Origin of the sequence: Enterobacter hormaechei ATCC 49162 (genome assembly GCF_001875655.1) — a bacterium.
In the GTDB taxonomy this organism is placed as follows: Bacteria; Pseudomonadota; Gammaproteobacteria; order Enterobacterales; family Enterobacteriaceae; genus Enterobacter; species Enterobacter hormaechei.
Genome location: NZ_MKEQ01000001.1, coordinates 2,926,045 through 2,940,170 on the forward strand (window position 1 = coordinate 2,926,045; position 14,126 = coordinate 2,940,170).

Consider the following 14,126-nt stretch of genomic DNA (forward strand, 5'->3'; position numbering starts at 1 on the left):
TAAGGGCGGTCGATTGACCGCCTTTTTTATTTGTATTGAACGAGAACAACCATGAGCCATAACGACACTATCGTCGCCCAGGCAACCCCACCGGGACGCGGTGGTGTAGGCATTCTGCGCATCTCCGGCCTGAAGGCGCGTGAGGTGGCCGAAGCGGTGCTGGGTAAACTGCCAAAGCCGCGCTACGCTGATTATCTGCCGTTTAAGGATGCCGACGGCACCCCGCTGGACCAGGGCATCGCGCTGTGGTTCCCCGGCCCAAACTCCTTTACCGGCGAAGACGTGCTGGAGTTGCAGGGTCACGGCGGCCCGGTGATCCTCGACCTGCTGTTAAAACGTATTCTGACCCTGCCTGGCCTGCGCATTGCGAAGCCGGGCGAGTTCTCCGAACGTGCCTTCCTGAACGATAAACTCGACCTGGCGCAGGCCGAGGCGATTGCTGACCTGATCGACGCCAGTTCCGAACAGGCAGCCCGCTCCGCGCTGAACTCGTTGCAGGGGGCGTTTTCCGCACGCGTGAACCACCTTGTGGAAGCACTTACTCACCTGCGAATCTATGTTGAAGCAGCTATCGACTTCCCGGACGAGGAGATCGACTTCCTCTCCGACGGCAAAATCGAAGCTCAGCTCAACCAGGTGATGAACGATCTCGACGCCGTTCGCGCCGAAGCGCGCCAGGGCAGCCTGCTGCGTGAAGGGATGAAAGTGGTGATTGCTGGTCGTCCTAATGCCGGAAAATCGAGCCTGCTGAACGCCCTGGCGGGCCGTGAAGCGGCGATCGTGACCGACATTGCCGGTACCACCCGCGACGTCCTGCGCGAGCATATCCACATCGACGGGATGCCGCTGCACATCATCGACACCGCTGGCCTTCGCGATGCGAGCGATGAAGTCGAGCGTATCGGTATCGAACGCGCCTGGCAGGAGATCGAGCAGGCCGACCGCGTGCTGTTTATGGTAGATGGCACCACGACCGACGCCGTTGACCCGGCGGAGATTTGGCCGGACTTTATCGCCCGTCTGCCAGCCAAACTGCCGATCACCGTGGTGCGTAACAAAGCAGACGTAACCGGGGAAACGCTGGGCATCAGCGATGTGAATGGTCACTCACTTATTCGGCTGTCGGCCCGTACCGGGGAAGGCGTGGAAGACCTGCGTAACCATCTCAAACAGAGCATGGGCTTCGACACCAGCATGGAGGGCGGCTTCCTGGCGCGTCGTCGTCACTTGCAGGCCCTGGAAGAGGCGGCTCGCCATCTTGAGCAGGGCAAAGCCCAGCTGATTGGCGCGTGGGCGGGTGAACTGCTGGCGGAAGAGCTGCGTCTGGCGCAGCAGAACCTGAGCGAGATCACCGGAGAGTTTACGTCTGACGATCTGCTGGGACGGATTTTCTCGAGCTTCTGTATCGGTAAGTAATTCCCGCGCGTATAGGGTGATTTCCCCCAGGGAAATCACCATTGTCCAAATGGCAACTCGCTTAATCATTCCATGCCCCCTATCCTGCATGCCTGCATTTATGGGGGATTTATGGCTCGTTTTCTGTTTTGTAGTTTTGCGCTGGTTCTGCTGTATCCGTCCGGTATTGATATGTATCTGGTGGGATTACCGCATATTGCCCGCGATCTGGGTGCCAGCGAGGCGCAGCTGCACATCGCGTTTTCGGCCTACCTCGCGGGGATGGCGTCGTCGATGGTGTTTGCCGGGAAAATCGCGGATAAAGCAGGCCGTCAGCCCGTCGCCATTACAGGTGCGGTTATCTTTGCGCTGGCATCGGTACTCTGTTCAGTGGCTCAGGAAAGCACAATGTTCCTGTCAGGACGTTTTATTCAGGGCATTGGCGCGGGCGGCTGTTACGTGGTGGCGTTTGCCATTCTGCGCGATACCTTGAGCGCTCAGCGCCGCGCCAAAGTGCTGTCGATGCTGAACGGCATTACCTGCATCATTCCGGTGCTGGCACCGGTTGTAGGCTACCTGATCATGCTTAAATTTCCGTGGCAGAGCCTTTTCTGGACCATGGCCGCAATGGGCGCCATTGTCTTTATTCTGTCCGTGACGGTGCTGAAAGAGACCCATCCCGGTTCGCAACAGTCACACCACGCCGCAACCCTCCATCCGGCTGAAAAGCTGGTGAATCGCTTTTTTTTGAGTCGACTGGCAATCACCACGCTGAGCGTGGCGGTGATCCTTACCTATGTAAACGTTTCCCCGGTGTTACTGATGGAGACGATGGGCTTCGATCGCGGTGAGTATTCGACGGTGATGGCGCTAACCGCGATGGTCAGCATGGCGGTTTCATTCTCGACGCCCTTTGCCCTCAATCTCTTCCGCCAGCGCACGCTGATGCTTACCTCACAGGGGCTGTTTCTCGCCGCAGGCGTGATCCTGGCGACCGCCACCTCACACGCGGTGATGCTGGTGGGCATTACCCTGATTTGCGCCGGGTTCTCCGTTGGCTTTGGTGTGGCGATGAGTCAGGCGCTTGGCCCGTTCTCGCTGCGGGCAGGCGTGGCAAGCTCGGTGCTGGGCATTGCGCAGGTCTGCGGTTCGTCGCTGTGGATTTGGCTGGCGGCGGTGATCGGTCTTAACGCGCTGAATATGCTGATCGGGGTTCTGATTGGCTGTAGCATACTCTGCATTACCTTACTTATGGTCATCCAGCCCGCGGCGCACTATGAAGAAGCCCATCAGCAGTCTCGATCTTAATCTTTTACTTTGCCTGCAACTGTTGTTGCAGGAGCGCAGCGTCACCAAAGCCGCGAAGCGGATGAACGTGACGCCGTCCGCGGTGAGTAAATCGCTGGCGAAGCTGCGCGACTGGTTCGACGATCCGCTGTTTGTGAAAACGCCTTTAGGGCTGCTACCCACGCCGCTGACGGTGAGTCTGGAACAGGATTTGGCCGACTGGATGCAGATAGGCAACCAGATCCTCGATAAATTCCACCATAGCTCTCCTGGCGGGCTTAAGTTTGTGCTCGCCGCCGAAACACCGCTGATGCTGATCCGCTTTAACACCCTGCTGGAGCAGGTGAATGAGCGCTACCCACAGGCGACGGTGAAGCTGCGCCAATGGGATTACGATTCGCTGGACGCCATTACGCGTGGCGAAGTGGATCTGGGCTTTACGGGGCGTGAAACGCATCCTCGCTCGCGCGAACTGCTAAAGCTGATGCCGTGGTTTATCGACTACGAAATCCTGTTCAGTGACCGTCCGTGTGTGTATTTGCGCGAGGACCATCCCGCGCTCCAGGAAGTGTGGGATCTGGAGACGTTTCTGCGCTACCCGCATATCAGCATCTTCTGGGAACGCAGCGATACCTGGGCACTCGACGAGGTGCTAAGAGAGATGGGCCGGGAGCGTAACATCGCCATGAGTTTGCCCGGATTCGAACAGTCGATGTTTATGGCGGCCCAGCCGGACCACAACTACATTGCCACTGCACCGCACTACTGCCATCACTATAATCAACTCCACCAGCGTAATCTGGTTTGCCTTCCCATTCCCATTGATGAGGCGCAGGCAGAAAAGCTTACCGTGCCCTTCACGCTGATCTGGCATAAACGGAACAGCCATAATCCGAAAATCCTCTGGCTACGCGAGACGATCAAAGCGCTGTATACCGCGCCAGGTCAGGTTTTTGCCTAAGATAATGTAAAGTTCGGTCCTCAGGCTTCTCTTATTTCCATTTACTGATTAAAACAAAAGCTGAGTTAAGCGATAATCATGTAACCGTTTAACCGACTACGACCATTATCAAGGAGCGAAAAATGGCTACGCACTTTGCACGAGGAACATTAACGGAAGGGCATCTCGTATCGGCCAGAATTTCTTCAGCCTGCCACAGTGAGGCGCTCAAACTACCTGAACACCGCAGGACGCGGTTTTTAGCCTCCAGAGCGCTCCTCGCAGAACTGCTTTTTATGCTGTACGGCACCAGCGAATTACCGGACATACTCACCCAGCCAGAAGGTCGCCCGGTTTTTGCGGACCCGGCACTTCCCCATTTTTCCATTGCGTATACCGGCAACATCGTTGGCGTCGCGCTGACCACTGAAGGTGATTGCGGGCTGGATATGGAGCTACAACGCGTCACGCGTAGCTTCCATGGCGCTAACGCGCTCGATGAATATCCGCTCTCCAGCAATGAAAAGCTGTGGATACGTAACCAGAACGACCCCATTGAAGCCAGAGCGCAGCTCATCACCCTTCGCCAGAGTATCCGCAAAATGAGCGGCGCGGCGTCAGACGACGCCAGCCTGTTGCAGCTGCTTCCCGGATCGGGTCGCCTGCGCGCCACAAAAGCCTCGCTGGTAGAGGCACTCAGCGATGCTGAGGATGTACTGATCTGGTCTGTTGCGGTGAGCCCTGCCATCGAACGGCTGAAAATCTGGGAATTTGACAGTACTCGCGGTTGGCGTAGTCTTCCGGATGTCCCTGAGCGCGCCAACGAGCCCGCCGCGCGCCTGATGCGATTAACCAGTTTACCGGCAGAAAAAGCATACACCCATAGCTGATCCGTCCAGGGTCATCATGATGAAACAGGAGTAATCATGTCTGATACGTTGAAAGTTGTTACGTTACTGGGAAGCCTGCGCAAAGGTTCTTTTAACGGGATGGTTGCCCGTACGCTGCCGCAGCTGGCGCCTGCGGGAATGGAAATCAGCGCCCTGCCGTCCATTGGCGACATCCCGCTTTATGATGCTGACGTTCAGCAGGAAGAAGGGTTCCCGCAGAGTGTGGAAGCAATAGCCGAGCAGATCCGTCAGGCTGACGGCGTGGTGATTGTCACGCCTGAATATAACTACTCGGTACCGGGTGGTCTGAAGAACGCCATTGACTGGTTATCCCGTTTGCCGGAGCAGCCCCTGTCCGGCAAACCGGTGCTGATCCAGACCAGCTCCATGGGCGCCATCGGCGGCGCGCGCTGCCAGTATCACCTGCGCCAGATCCTGGTGTTCCTGGATGCGATGGTGATGAACAAGCCGGAATTTATGGGTGGCGTGATTCAGAACAAGGTCGACCCGCAGACGGGTGAAGTGGTGGATCAGAGTACGCGTGACCATCTCTCTGGCCAACTGACCGCGTTTGGGGATTATATTAAGCGGGTTAAAGCCTGATAAAAAAGCCCGGTAGCGCTAGCGCTTACCGGGCCTACACTCGTCAGTAGGTCAGGTAAGCGAAGCGCCACCTGACACCACAAACCGCACCTTAGTGCGCGTCAATAAACACAATCTTCAGCACAAACAGCAGCGCCACAATAATCACGCACGGGCTGAGTTCGCGGAAGCGGCCAGTGCCGATCTTCATAATGCAGTAAGAGATAAAGCCCAGCGCGATACCTTCGGTGATCGAGAAGCTGAACGGCATCATCACCGCGGTAATAAACGTCGGAACGGCTTCCGTCAGATCTTCCCACTTCACGCGCGCCAGGCTTGAGGTCATCAGTACGCCGACGTAGATCAGCGCGCCGGCTGCCGCGTACGGTGGCACCATTCCGGCGAGTGGAGAGAGGAAGATCACCAGCAGGAACAGCAGACCCACGACGACCGCCGTCAGGCCGGTACGGCCCCCCACGGAGACGCCGGAAGAAGATTCAATGTAAGCGGTAACAGACGAGGTGCCGATGAAAGAGCCAGCAACGGACGAGATACTATCCACATACAGCGCCTGCTTCATGCGCGGGAATTTGCCTTTTTCATCCGCCAGACCCGCTTTATCGGTCACGCCAATCAGCGTACCGGAGGAGTCAAACAGGTTGACCAGCATGAAGGAGAAAATCACCCCCGCCAGACCCAGGTTCAGCGAGCCAGCCAGATCAACGTGACCAATCACGGTAGAGACGCTCGGTGGCGCAGAGACGATACCGCTGTAATGCACATCGCCCAGCATCCAGCCCAGCAGCGTGGTTACGATGATAGAGACCAGCACCGCAGCATGGATGTTGCGTGAGGCCAGGATCGCGATGATAAAGAAGCCCAGCACGCCCAGCAGCACGCTGTGGGAGGTCAGGTTACCAATGCTCACCAGCGTTTCCGGGTTCGCCACGATCACACCGGCGTTTTTCAGCCCCATCATGCCGATGAACAGACCGATGCCGCTGGTGATGCCCACGCGCAGGCTCACCGGAAAGTTTGCAATCATCCAGTAGCGCACGCGGAAGAGGGTCAGCAGCAGCAGGCCAACCGCACCCCAGAAAATAGCGCCCATCCCAACCTGCCACGGCAGGCCCATCGCCTGAACCACCACGAACGCAAAGAACGCGTTCAGACCCATCGCCGGGGCCAGCGCCACGGGCAGGTTAGCGAAAACGCCCATCAGGATGCTGCCAAGGGCGGCGATCAGACAGGTGGTAACAAAGACGGCGCTGGTGTCCATGCCAGCCACGCCCAGAATTTGCGGGTTCACAAAAACGATATAGACCATCGTCAGGAAGGTAGTAAAACCGGCGATCACTTCGGTGCGTGCCGTTGTGCCGTGCTCACGCAGTTTAAAAACGCGCTCAAGCAGCCCCTGACCAGACGTCTGGGTAGTGTGTTGTTGACTCATCATCAATTTCCGAACAAGGAGGGAAAATTCGTCGCTATCCTATACCAAAATGCGACAATAGTGGCGGTTACGGGATACTTTTTTCATTGATTTTGCTTATACGGCAACGATTGCGTCTCGTAAATCTGTCGTACGTAAACGTTAAACTTGTTAAAAGGGAAGGACATGTCCGGAATTGAAGCGGTATTTTTCGACTGTGACGGTACGCTGGTCGACAGTGAGGTCATTTGTTCCCGCGCGTATGTCGCCATGTTCAGGGAATTTGGCATTACGCTCGATCTCGAAGAGGTGTTCAAACGCTTTAAGGGCGTGAAGCTGTACGAGATCATCGACATCATTAACGAAGAACACGGGGTGGATCTGGCGAAAGCGGATCTGGAACCGGTGTACCGCGCCGAGGTCGCACGCCTCTTCGACGCCGAGCTGGAGGTTATCGCTGGCGCTAACGCGCTGCTGGATGCGATGACGGTGCCGATCTGCGTGGTTTCTAACGGCCCGGTCAGCAAAATGCAGCACTCGCTCGGCAAACTGGACATGTTGCATCACTTCCCGGAAAAACTGTTCAGCGGCTACGATATCCAGCGCTGGAAGCCCGATCCGGCGCTGATGTTCCATGCGGCGAAGGCGATGAACGTCAACGTGGAGAACTGCATTCTGGTGGATGACTCGTCTGCGGGCGCGCAGTCAGGGATTGATGCAGGGATGGAAGTGTTTTACTTCTGCGCCGATCCGCACAACAAGCCGATCGATCATCCAAAAGTGACGACCTTTACCGATCTGGCGCAGTTGCCAGCGTTGTGGAAGGCGCGGGGTTGGGATATTACGCGTTAAATTAACGTAGGGCGGGTAAGCGCTAGCGCCACCCGCCACTAACATCACTCTTTCGGATCTTTGCCCGCCAGCAGCTTGTCCAGCTCGTCGCCGCCCACGTGACGGAAGTCCTGACCTTTCACGAAGTAGAAAATGTATTCGCAAATGTTCTGGCAGCGGTCGCCGATACGCTCGATGGAGCGCGCGCAGAACAGCGCGGTCAGCACGCTTGGGATCGTACGGGAATCTTCCATCATGTAGGTCATCAGCTGACGCACAATGCCTTCGTATTCCTGGTCAACTTTCTTGTCTTCACGGTAGATGCGGACCGCTTCGTCCAGATCCATGCGCGCGAAAGCATCCAGCACGTCGTGCAGCATCTGCACGGTGTGGCGGCCAAGAGACTCCAGGCTCACCAGCAGCGGCTGGTGCTGCTGGGAGAATTTCTCCAGCGCGGTGCGGCAGATTTTATCCGCCACGTCACCGATACGCTCCAGTTCGGCGATGGTTTTGATGATCGCCATCACCAGACGCAGGTCGCTCGCCGTCGGCTGACGCTTCGCAATGATGCGCACGCAGGCTTCGTCGATGGCGACTTCCATCATATTGACGTTGTGGTCGCCTTCGATAACGCGCTTCGCCAGCTCGCTGTCCTGGTTGTGCATCGCCGTGATCGCATCAGAAAGCTGCTGCTCGACCATGCCGCCCATGGTCATCACCTGGGTGCGAATGCTTTCCAGCTCTGCGTTAAACTGGCCGGAAATGTGTTTATTAAGATTGAGGTTGTCCATGGTTTCTCCACATGCACTAAGGCAAATCAACCGTAGCGGCCAGTAATGTAATCTTCCGTTTGTTTCTTCGCAGGACGGGTGAACAGCGCGTCGGTATCGCTGAACTCAATCAACTCGCCCAGGTACATAAACGCCGTGTGGTCAGAACAACGTGCAGCCTGCTGCATGTTGTGGGTCACGATCACCACGGTGTAATCCTGCTTCAGCTCGGTGATCAGCTCTTCGATACGCCCGGTTGAGATCGGGTCGAGGGCTGAGCACGGCTCATCCAGCAGCAAGACTTCCGGGCGAATGGCGATACCGCGCGCAATGCACAGACGCTGCTGCTGACCACCGGAGAGAGAGTACCCGCTCTGGTGCAACTTATCCTTGGTTTCGTTCCATAATGCGGCCTTGGTCAATGCCCACTGCACGCGCTCATCCATATCCGCACGGGAGAGCTTCTCAAACAGACGCACGCCAAAGGCGATGTTGTCATAGATCGACATCGGGAACGGCGTGGGTTTCTGGAATACCATCCCCACTTTCGCACGCAGCAGGGCGATATCCTGGGTATTGGTCAGGATGTTGTCACCGTCCAGCAGAATTTCACCTTCTGCACGCTGCTCCGGATAGAGCGAATACATTTTGTTAAAGGTGCGCAGCAGCGTGGATTTGCCACAGCCGGACGGACCGATGAATGCCGTCACCTGGTTCTTCGCGATATCCAGGTTGATATTCTTCAGGGCATGGAATTTGCCGTAGTAGAAGTTCAAATCACGAACCTGAATCTTACCCGGGGCAGTATCAACCATACTCATTGACTCATTTCCTCATTCGGCGCCGCGATGTGCCGCGCCGTAAAAAATTAACCGTGTTTCTTCTTCGCGAAAATGACGCGCGCCAGAATGTTCAGCAACAGTACGCAAAGGGTGATGATCAGCACCCCGGCCCAGGCCAGCTGCTGCCATTCCGCGAATGGGCTCATCGCAAATTTAAAGATCGTCACCGGCAGGTTGGCGATCGGCTGCATCATGTCCGTGCTCCAGAACTGATTGGAGAGGGCGGTAAACAGCAGCGGTGCGGTTTCACCGGCGATACGAGCGATAGCCAGCAGGATACCGGTCATAATCCCCGAGACGGACGCTTTCAGGGTGATCGCCGAAATCATCTTCCATTTTGGCGTACCCAGCGCGTAAGCCGCTTCACGCAGGCTGTCCGGTACCAGTTTCAGCATGTTTTCAGTGGTGCGAATAACGATAGGCACCTGCAACAGCGCCAGCGCAATCACACCCGCCCAGCCGGAGAAGTGTTCCATTTGCGCCACCACAATGGTGTAAACAAACAGACCCACGACAATCGACGGGGCAGAAAGCAGAATGTCGTTGATAAAGCGGATGACTTCAGCGATCCAGGATTTACGCCCATACTCCGCCAGATAGATACCCGCCATGATGCCCAGCGGCGTGCCAAAGACCGTCGCCCACAGGATCAGCAGGCCACTGCCCGCCAGGGCGTTTGCCAGCCCCCCACCCGCCGTGTTCGGCGGCGGCGTCATTTCGGTGAACAGCGCCAGGGACATTCCATCAATACCACGGGTGATGGTGGACATCAGGATCCAGATCAGCCAGAACAGGCCGAATGCCATCGTCGCCATGGATAGCGTCAGCGCAATGCGGTTTTTAATCCGGCGCTTTGACTGCATTTTGCGACGGGATTCCGCAAGCTGAGCGGTGTTTTGCATGTCGAGAGTCGCCATTAGCGTGCCCCCTCGTTTTTAGCCAGACGCATAATCATCAGCTTGGAGATAGCCAGCACAATAAAGGTGATAACGAACAGGATCAGGCCCAGTTCCATCAGCGCTGCGACGTGCAGCCCGGATTCCGCTTCGGCAAATTCGTTCGCCAGCGCAGAGGTAATACTGTTCCCAGGCATATAGAGCGAGGCACTGTCGAGCTGGTAGGTGTTGCCGATGATAAAGGTCACTGCCATGGTTTCACCCAGCGCGCGGCCTAAGCCCAGCATAATGCCGCCAATCACCCCATTTTTGGTGAACGGAAGGACGATACGCCAGATAACTTCCCAGGTGGTGCAGCCGATGCCATAGGCCGACTCTTTCATCATCACCGGGGTTTGTTCGAAGACATCGCGCATGACCGCCGCAATGTACGGAATAATCATGATGGCGAGGATCACACCTGCCGCCAGAATGCCGATACCGAATGCCGGGCCAGAGAACAGCGCCCCCACAAACGGAATGGCAGAAAGCACGTTACCGACCGGCTCCTGGAAGTACGTCGCAAACAGCGGCGCAAAGATAAACAGGCCCCACATGCCGTAAACGATACTTGGGATGGCGGCCAGCAGTTCAATGGCGATACCCAGCGGGCGTCGCAGCCAGCCTGGTGCCAGTTCCGTCAGAAACAGGGCAATACCGAAGCTCACCGGAACCGCAATCAGCAGGGCGATAAACGAGGTCACCAGCGTGCCGTAAATCGGCACCAGCGCACCGTAAATATCGTTCGGCGCATCCCACTCTTTGGTCCACAGGAAGGCGAAACCAAATTTTTGAATGCTCGGCCAGGAGGAGAAAATCAGGGACACGATAATGCCGCCCAGCAGCAATAGCACAATCAGCGCAGCCAGTTTCACCAGCACGCTGAAAATCATGTCACCTTTTTTACCCGGAGGGTTAAATGCAGGCTTGGTTGCAGCCATAAATTACTCTTCTGTTTGAGACGTTTTTACGAATATGCCCGGTGGCGCTGACGCTTACCGGGCCTACAGAGTAAACCGTAGGGCGGGATCGCTGCGCGACACCCGCCATCTTCGTTAAATATATCCTGTTAGTACAGCGCTTTACCGCTGCTGTCTTTCACGTTGGTTTTCCATGCAGCACGGATCTGCTCAACCACGCTGTCTGGCAGGCTGGCGTAATCCAGGTCGTTAGCCTGTTTGCCGCCATTTTTGTATGCCCAGTCGAAGAACTTCAGCACTTCAGCACCCTGCTCAGGCTTCTTCTGCTCTTTGTGGACCAGAATGAAGGTGGTAGACGTGATCGGCCATGCATCGTCGCCTTTCTGGTTGGTCAGGTCCTGAGCGAAAGATTTGCTCCAGTCAGCGCCTTTCGCGGCGTTGGCGAAGTTCTCTTCGGTCGGGCTAACCGGTTTGCCGTCGGCAGAAACCAGTTTGGTGTAAGCCAGGTTGTTCTGCTTAGCGTAGGCGTACTCTACGTAGCCGATAGAGCCAGGCAGACGCTGTACGAAGGCAGCGATACCGTCGTTGCCTTTACCGCCGAGACCGGTTGGCCAGTTAACGGTAGAGCCGGAACCGACTTTCGATTTCCACTCTTCGTTCACTTTCGCCAGGTAGCTGGTGAAGACGAAGGAGGTACCAGAGCCGTCAGCACGACGAACCACAGCGATGTTCTGCGAAGGCAGCTTAACGCCCGGGTTCAGTTTGGTGATGGCTTCGTCATCCCATTTTTTAATTTTACCCAGGTAGATGTCACCCAGGGTTTTGCCGTCCAGCACCAGCTCGCCTGATTTCAGGCCAGGGATGTTAACAGCCAGCACAACGCCGCCGATCACGGTCGGGAACTGGAACAGGCCTTCCTGATTCAGTTTCTCATCAGACAGCGGAGCGTCGGATGCGCCGAAATCAACGGTATTTGCGGTAATTTGTTTTACGCCACCGGAGGAGCCGATACCCTGATAGTTAACCTTGTTGCCGGTTTCTTTCTGGTAGGTATCCGCCCATTTGGCATACACCGGCGCAGGGAAGGTTGCACCAGCGCCAGTCAGGCTTGCTGCTGCAAAGGCAGAGAAAGCGCTCAGAGATAAGGTCGCGGCGACAACAGTTGCGACAGTGGTACGCATAACTTTCATAATGTCTCCTGCAAGGATTTCGTAAATCATTGTTTAAGTGGCTACGATGAGCAAAATAGGACAAACAGGTGACAGATAAATGTACGAAATATGACAGTTTTATGACAATGAAAATTTCACTTAAAGAAAAACAAAAATAGTTATATTTATCAGAAACTTAGATAGAAACATGACGGCAGGATTTCAGTAATATTTTCTTTATGTGACACTAAAAAAATAGCTGAAAATGACAGGTTGTCATAAAAAAACTCCACCCGAAGGTGGAGTCTGAAGGGATTATTCTACGGTAACGGACTTCGCCAGATTTCGCGGCTGGTCAACGTCGGTGCCTTTGATCAGCGCGACGTGATAAGCCAGTAGTTGCAGCGGAACGGTGTAGAAGATCGGTGCAATTACCTCTTCCACATGCGGCATCTCGATGATGTGCATGTTGTCGCTGCTGGCGAAACCGGCATCTTTATCCGCAAAGACGTACAGTACACCGCCACGGGCGCGCACTTCTTCGATGTTAGATTTCAGCTTTTCCAGCAGTTCGTTGTTCGGTGCCACCACGATAACCGGCATATCCGCGTCGATCAGCGCCAGCGGGCCATGTTTCAGCTCGCCCGCCGCGTAGGCTTCCGCGTGAATGTAAGAGATCTCTTTCAGCTTCAGCGCGCCTTCCAGCGCAATCGGATACTGATCGCCACGCCCCAGGAACAGGGAGTGATGTTTGTCAGAGAAATCTTCCGCCAGTGCCTCAATGCGTTTGTCCTGAGACAGCATCTGCTCAATACGGCTCGGCAGTGCCTGAAGGCCATGCACAATGTCATGTTCAACGGAAGCATCCAGACCTTTCAGACGCGCCAGTTTCGCCACCAGCATCAGCAGAACGGTCAGCTGTGTGGTGAACGCCTTGGTGGAGGCCACGCCGATTTCGGTGCCCGCTTTGGTCATCAGCGCCAGATCGGATTCACGTACCAGCGAAGAGCCTGGCACGTTACAGATCGCCAGCGAGCCCAGGTAACCCAGTTCTTTAGACAGACGCAGCGCTGCCAGGGTATCTGCCGTTTCGCCAGACTGGGACAGGGTAATCATCAGGCTGTTACGACGCACCGCAGATTTGCGATAGCGGAACTCAGAGGCGATTTCCACATCACACGGCACGCCTGCCAGGGATTCAAACCAGTAGCGCGAGACCATGCCGGAGTTGTACGAGGTACCGCAGGCCACGATCTGAATATGCTCGACTTTGCCCAGCAGTTCGTTGGCGTTAGCACCCAGCTCGCTCAGATCCACTTCGCCGTGGCTGATGCGCCCGGTCAGCGTGTTTTTAATGGCGTTTGGCTGCTCGTAGATCTCTTTCTGCATGTAGTGACGGTAAGCGCCTTTGTCGCCCGCGTCGTATTGCAGGTTTGATTCGATCTCCTGACGCTTAACCTGCTCGCCTTTGGTGTCGAAGACGGTCACGCTACGACGAGTCACCTCGGCAATGTCTCCCTCTTCCAGGAAGATAAAGCGACGGGTTACTGGCAGGAGTGCCAGCTGGTCGGAAGCGATAAAGTTTTCACCCATGCCCAGACCAATCACCATCGGGCTACCGGAACGCGCGGCCAGCAAGGTGGACGGATCGCGGGAATCCATGATCACCGTACCGTAAGCACCGCGCAGCTGAGGGATCGCACGCAGCACCGCATCACGCAGTGTACCGCCCTGTGCCAGCTCCCAGTGCACCAGGTGAGCAATTACTTCGGTGTCGGTTTCAGAGACGAAGGTATAGCCGCGCGCTTTCAGTTCTTCGCGCAGCGGTTCGTGGTTTTCGATAATGCCGTTATGTACCACCACAATGTGTTCAGACACATGCGGGTGCGCGTTACCTTCAGACGGTTCGCCGTGGGTCGCCCAGCGGGTGTGCGCAATACCGGTACCACCGTGCAGCGGATGTTCTTCCGCGGCCTGGGCCAGCATCTGCACTTTACCGAGACGGCGCAGACGGGTCATATGCCCTTCTGCATCGACAACAGCCAGACCGGCAGAGTCGTAACCACGGTATTCCAGACGACGTAAACCTTCGAGAAGGATTTCAGCAATATCACGCTGCGCAACTGCGCCAACAATTCCACACATAGTTAGATT

General features: G+C 55.9%; 13 protein-coding genes. 6 read left to right on the plus strand and 7 right to left on the minus strand.

Going from position 1 to position 14,126, the window contains the following annotated elements:
* The first annotated feature begins 51 nt into the window (after positions 1–51).
* From mnmE to BH712_RS14610, 5 genes are all read left to right on the plus strand, one after another.
* Positions 52–1,416 carry a tRNA uridine-5-carboxymethylaminomethyl(34) synthesis GTPase MnmE gene (gene mnmE, locus BH712_RS14590; protein ID WP_006808762.1) on the plus strand — a complete coding sequence of 455 codons (1,365 nt, stop codon included), beginning with the start codon at positions 52–54 and terminating at the stop codon, positions 1,414–1,416.
* 111 nt (positions 1,417–1,527) lie between these two features.
* Complete coding sequence (locus BH712_RS14595) at positions 1,528–2,703, plus strand: MFS transporter (RefSeq protein WP_032673477.1); 1,176 nt, start codon at positions 1,528–1,530, stop codon at positions 2,701–2,703.
* Positions 2,672–3,643 carry an HTH-type transcriptional regulator YidZ gene (gene yidZ, locus BH712_RS14600; RefSeq protein WP_006808760.1) on the plus strand — a complete coding sequence of 324 codons (972 nt, stop codon included), beginning with the start codon at positions 2,672–2,674 and terminating at the stop codon, positions 3,641–3,643. Before BH712_RS14595 ends, yidZ begins: the two co-directional genes overlap by 32 nt.
* A gap of 122 nt (positions 3,644–3,765) precedes the next feature.
* Positions 3,766–4,512 carry a 4'-phosphopantetheinyl transferase family protein gene (locus tag BH712_RS14605; protein ID WP_006808759.1) on the plus strand — a complete coding sequence of 249 codons (747 nt, stop codon included), beginning with the start codon at positions 3,766–3,768 and terminating at the stop codon, positions 4,510–4,512.
* A 36-nt stretch (positions 4,513–4,548) separates the two neighbouring features.
* Positions 4,549–5,115 (plus strand): NADPH-dependent FMN reductase, encoded by a 567-nt coding sequence (locus tag BH712_RS14610; RefSeq protein ID WP_003861147.1) that lies wholly within the window; start codon positions 4,549–4,551, stop codon positions 5,113–5,115.
* A gap of 91 nt (positions 5,116–5,206) precedes the next feature.
* On the opposite strand, the gene adeP is transcribed toward BH712_RS14610, so the two are convergent.
* Positions 5,207–6,544, minus strand: a complete 1,338-nt coding sequence (gene adeP / locus BH712_RS14615) for an adenine permease AdeP (RefSeq protein WP_139237276.1) — start codon at positions 6,542–6,544, stop codon at positions 5,207–5,209.
* 165 nt (positions 6,545–6,709) lie between these two features.
* Between adeP and yieH the strand changes: the two genes are divergently transcribed.
* Positions 6,710–7,375: a 6-phosphogluconate phosphatase gene (gene yieH, locus BH712_RS14620; protein ID WP_006808757.1), complete on the plus strand. Its 666-nt coding sequence runs from the start codon at positions 6,710–6,712 to the stop codon at positions 7,373–7,375.
* A 44-nt stretch (positions 7,376–7,419) separates the two neighbouring features.
* On the opposite strand, the gene phoU is transcribed toward yieH, so the two are convergent.
* The 6 genes from phoU to glmS all read right to left on the minus strand — a co-directional run bounded on the left by phoU (position 7,420) and on the right by glmS (position 14,117).
* Positions 7,420–8,145, minus strand: a complete 726-nt coding sequence (gene phoU / locus BH712_RS14625) for a phosphate signaling complex protein PhoU (RefSeq protein WP_003861153.1) — start codon at positions 8,143–8,145, stop codon at positions 7,420–7,422.
* Between the two features lie 26 nt (positions 8,146–8,171).
* A complete protein-coding gene (gene pstB / locus BH712_RS14630) occupies positions 8,172–8,945 on the minus strand; it encodes a phosphate ABC transporter ATP-binding protein PstB (RefSeq protein ID WP_003861154.1) in 774 nt (257 codons plus the stop codon).
* A 47-nt stretch (positions 8,946–8,992) separates the two neighbouring features.
* A complete protein-coding gene (gene pstA, locus BH712_RS14635; protein WP_003861156.1) occupies positions 8,993–9,883 on the minus strand; it encodes a phosphate ABC transporter permease PstA in 891 nt (296 codons plus the stop codon).
* Complete coding sequence (pstC, locus tag BH712_RS14640; protein WP_006808756.1) at positions 9,883–10,842, minus strand: phosphate ABC transporter permease PstC; 960 nt, start codon at positions 10,840–10,842, stop codon at positions 9,883–9,885. Before pstC ends, pstA begins: the two co-directional genes overlap by 1 nt.
* Positions 10,843–10,970: 128 nt before the next feature.
* On the minus strand, positions 10,971–12,011 hold the full coding sequence (gene pstS, locus BH712_RS14645) for a phosphate ABC transporter substrate-binding protein PstS (protein WP_022649876.1): 1,041 nt from the start codon (positions 12,009–12,011) through the stop codon (positions 10,971–10,973).
* Positions 12,012–12,287: 276 nt separating this feature from the next.
* On the minus strand, positions 12,288–14,117 hold the full coding sequence (gene glmS / locus BH712_RS14650) for a glutamine--fructose-6-phosphate transaminase (isomerizing) (protein WP_006808754.1): 1,830 nt from the start codon (positions 14,115–14,117) through the stop codon (positions 12,288–12,290).
* Positions 14,118–14,126: the final 9 nt, after the last annotated feature.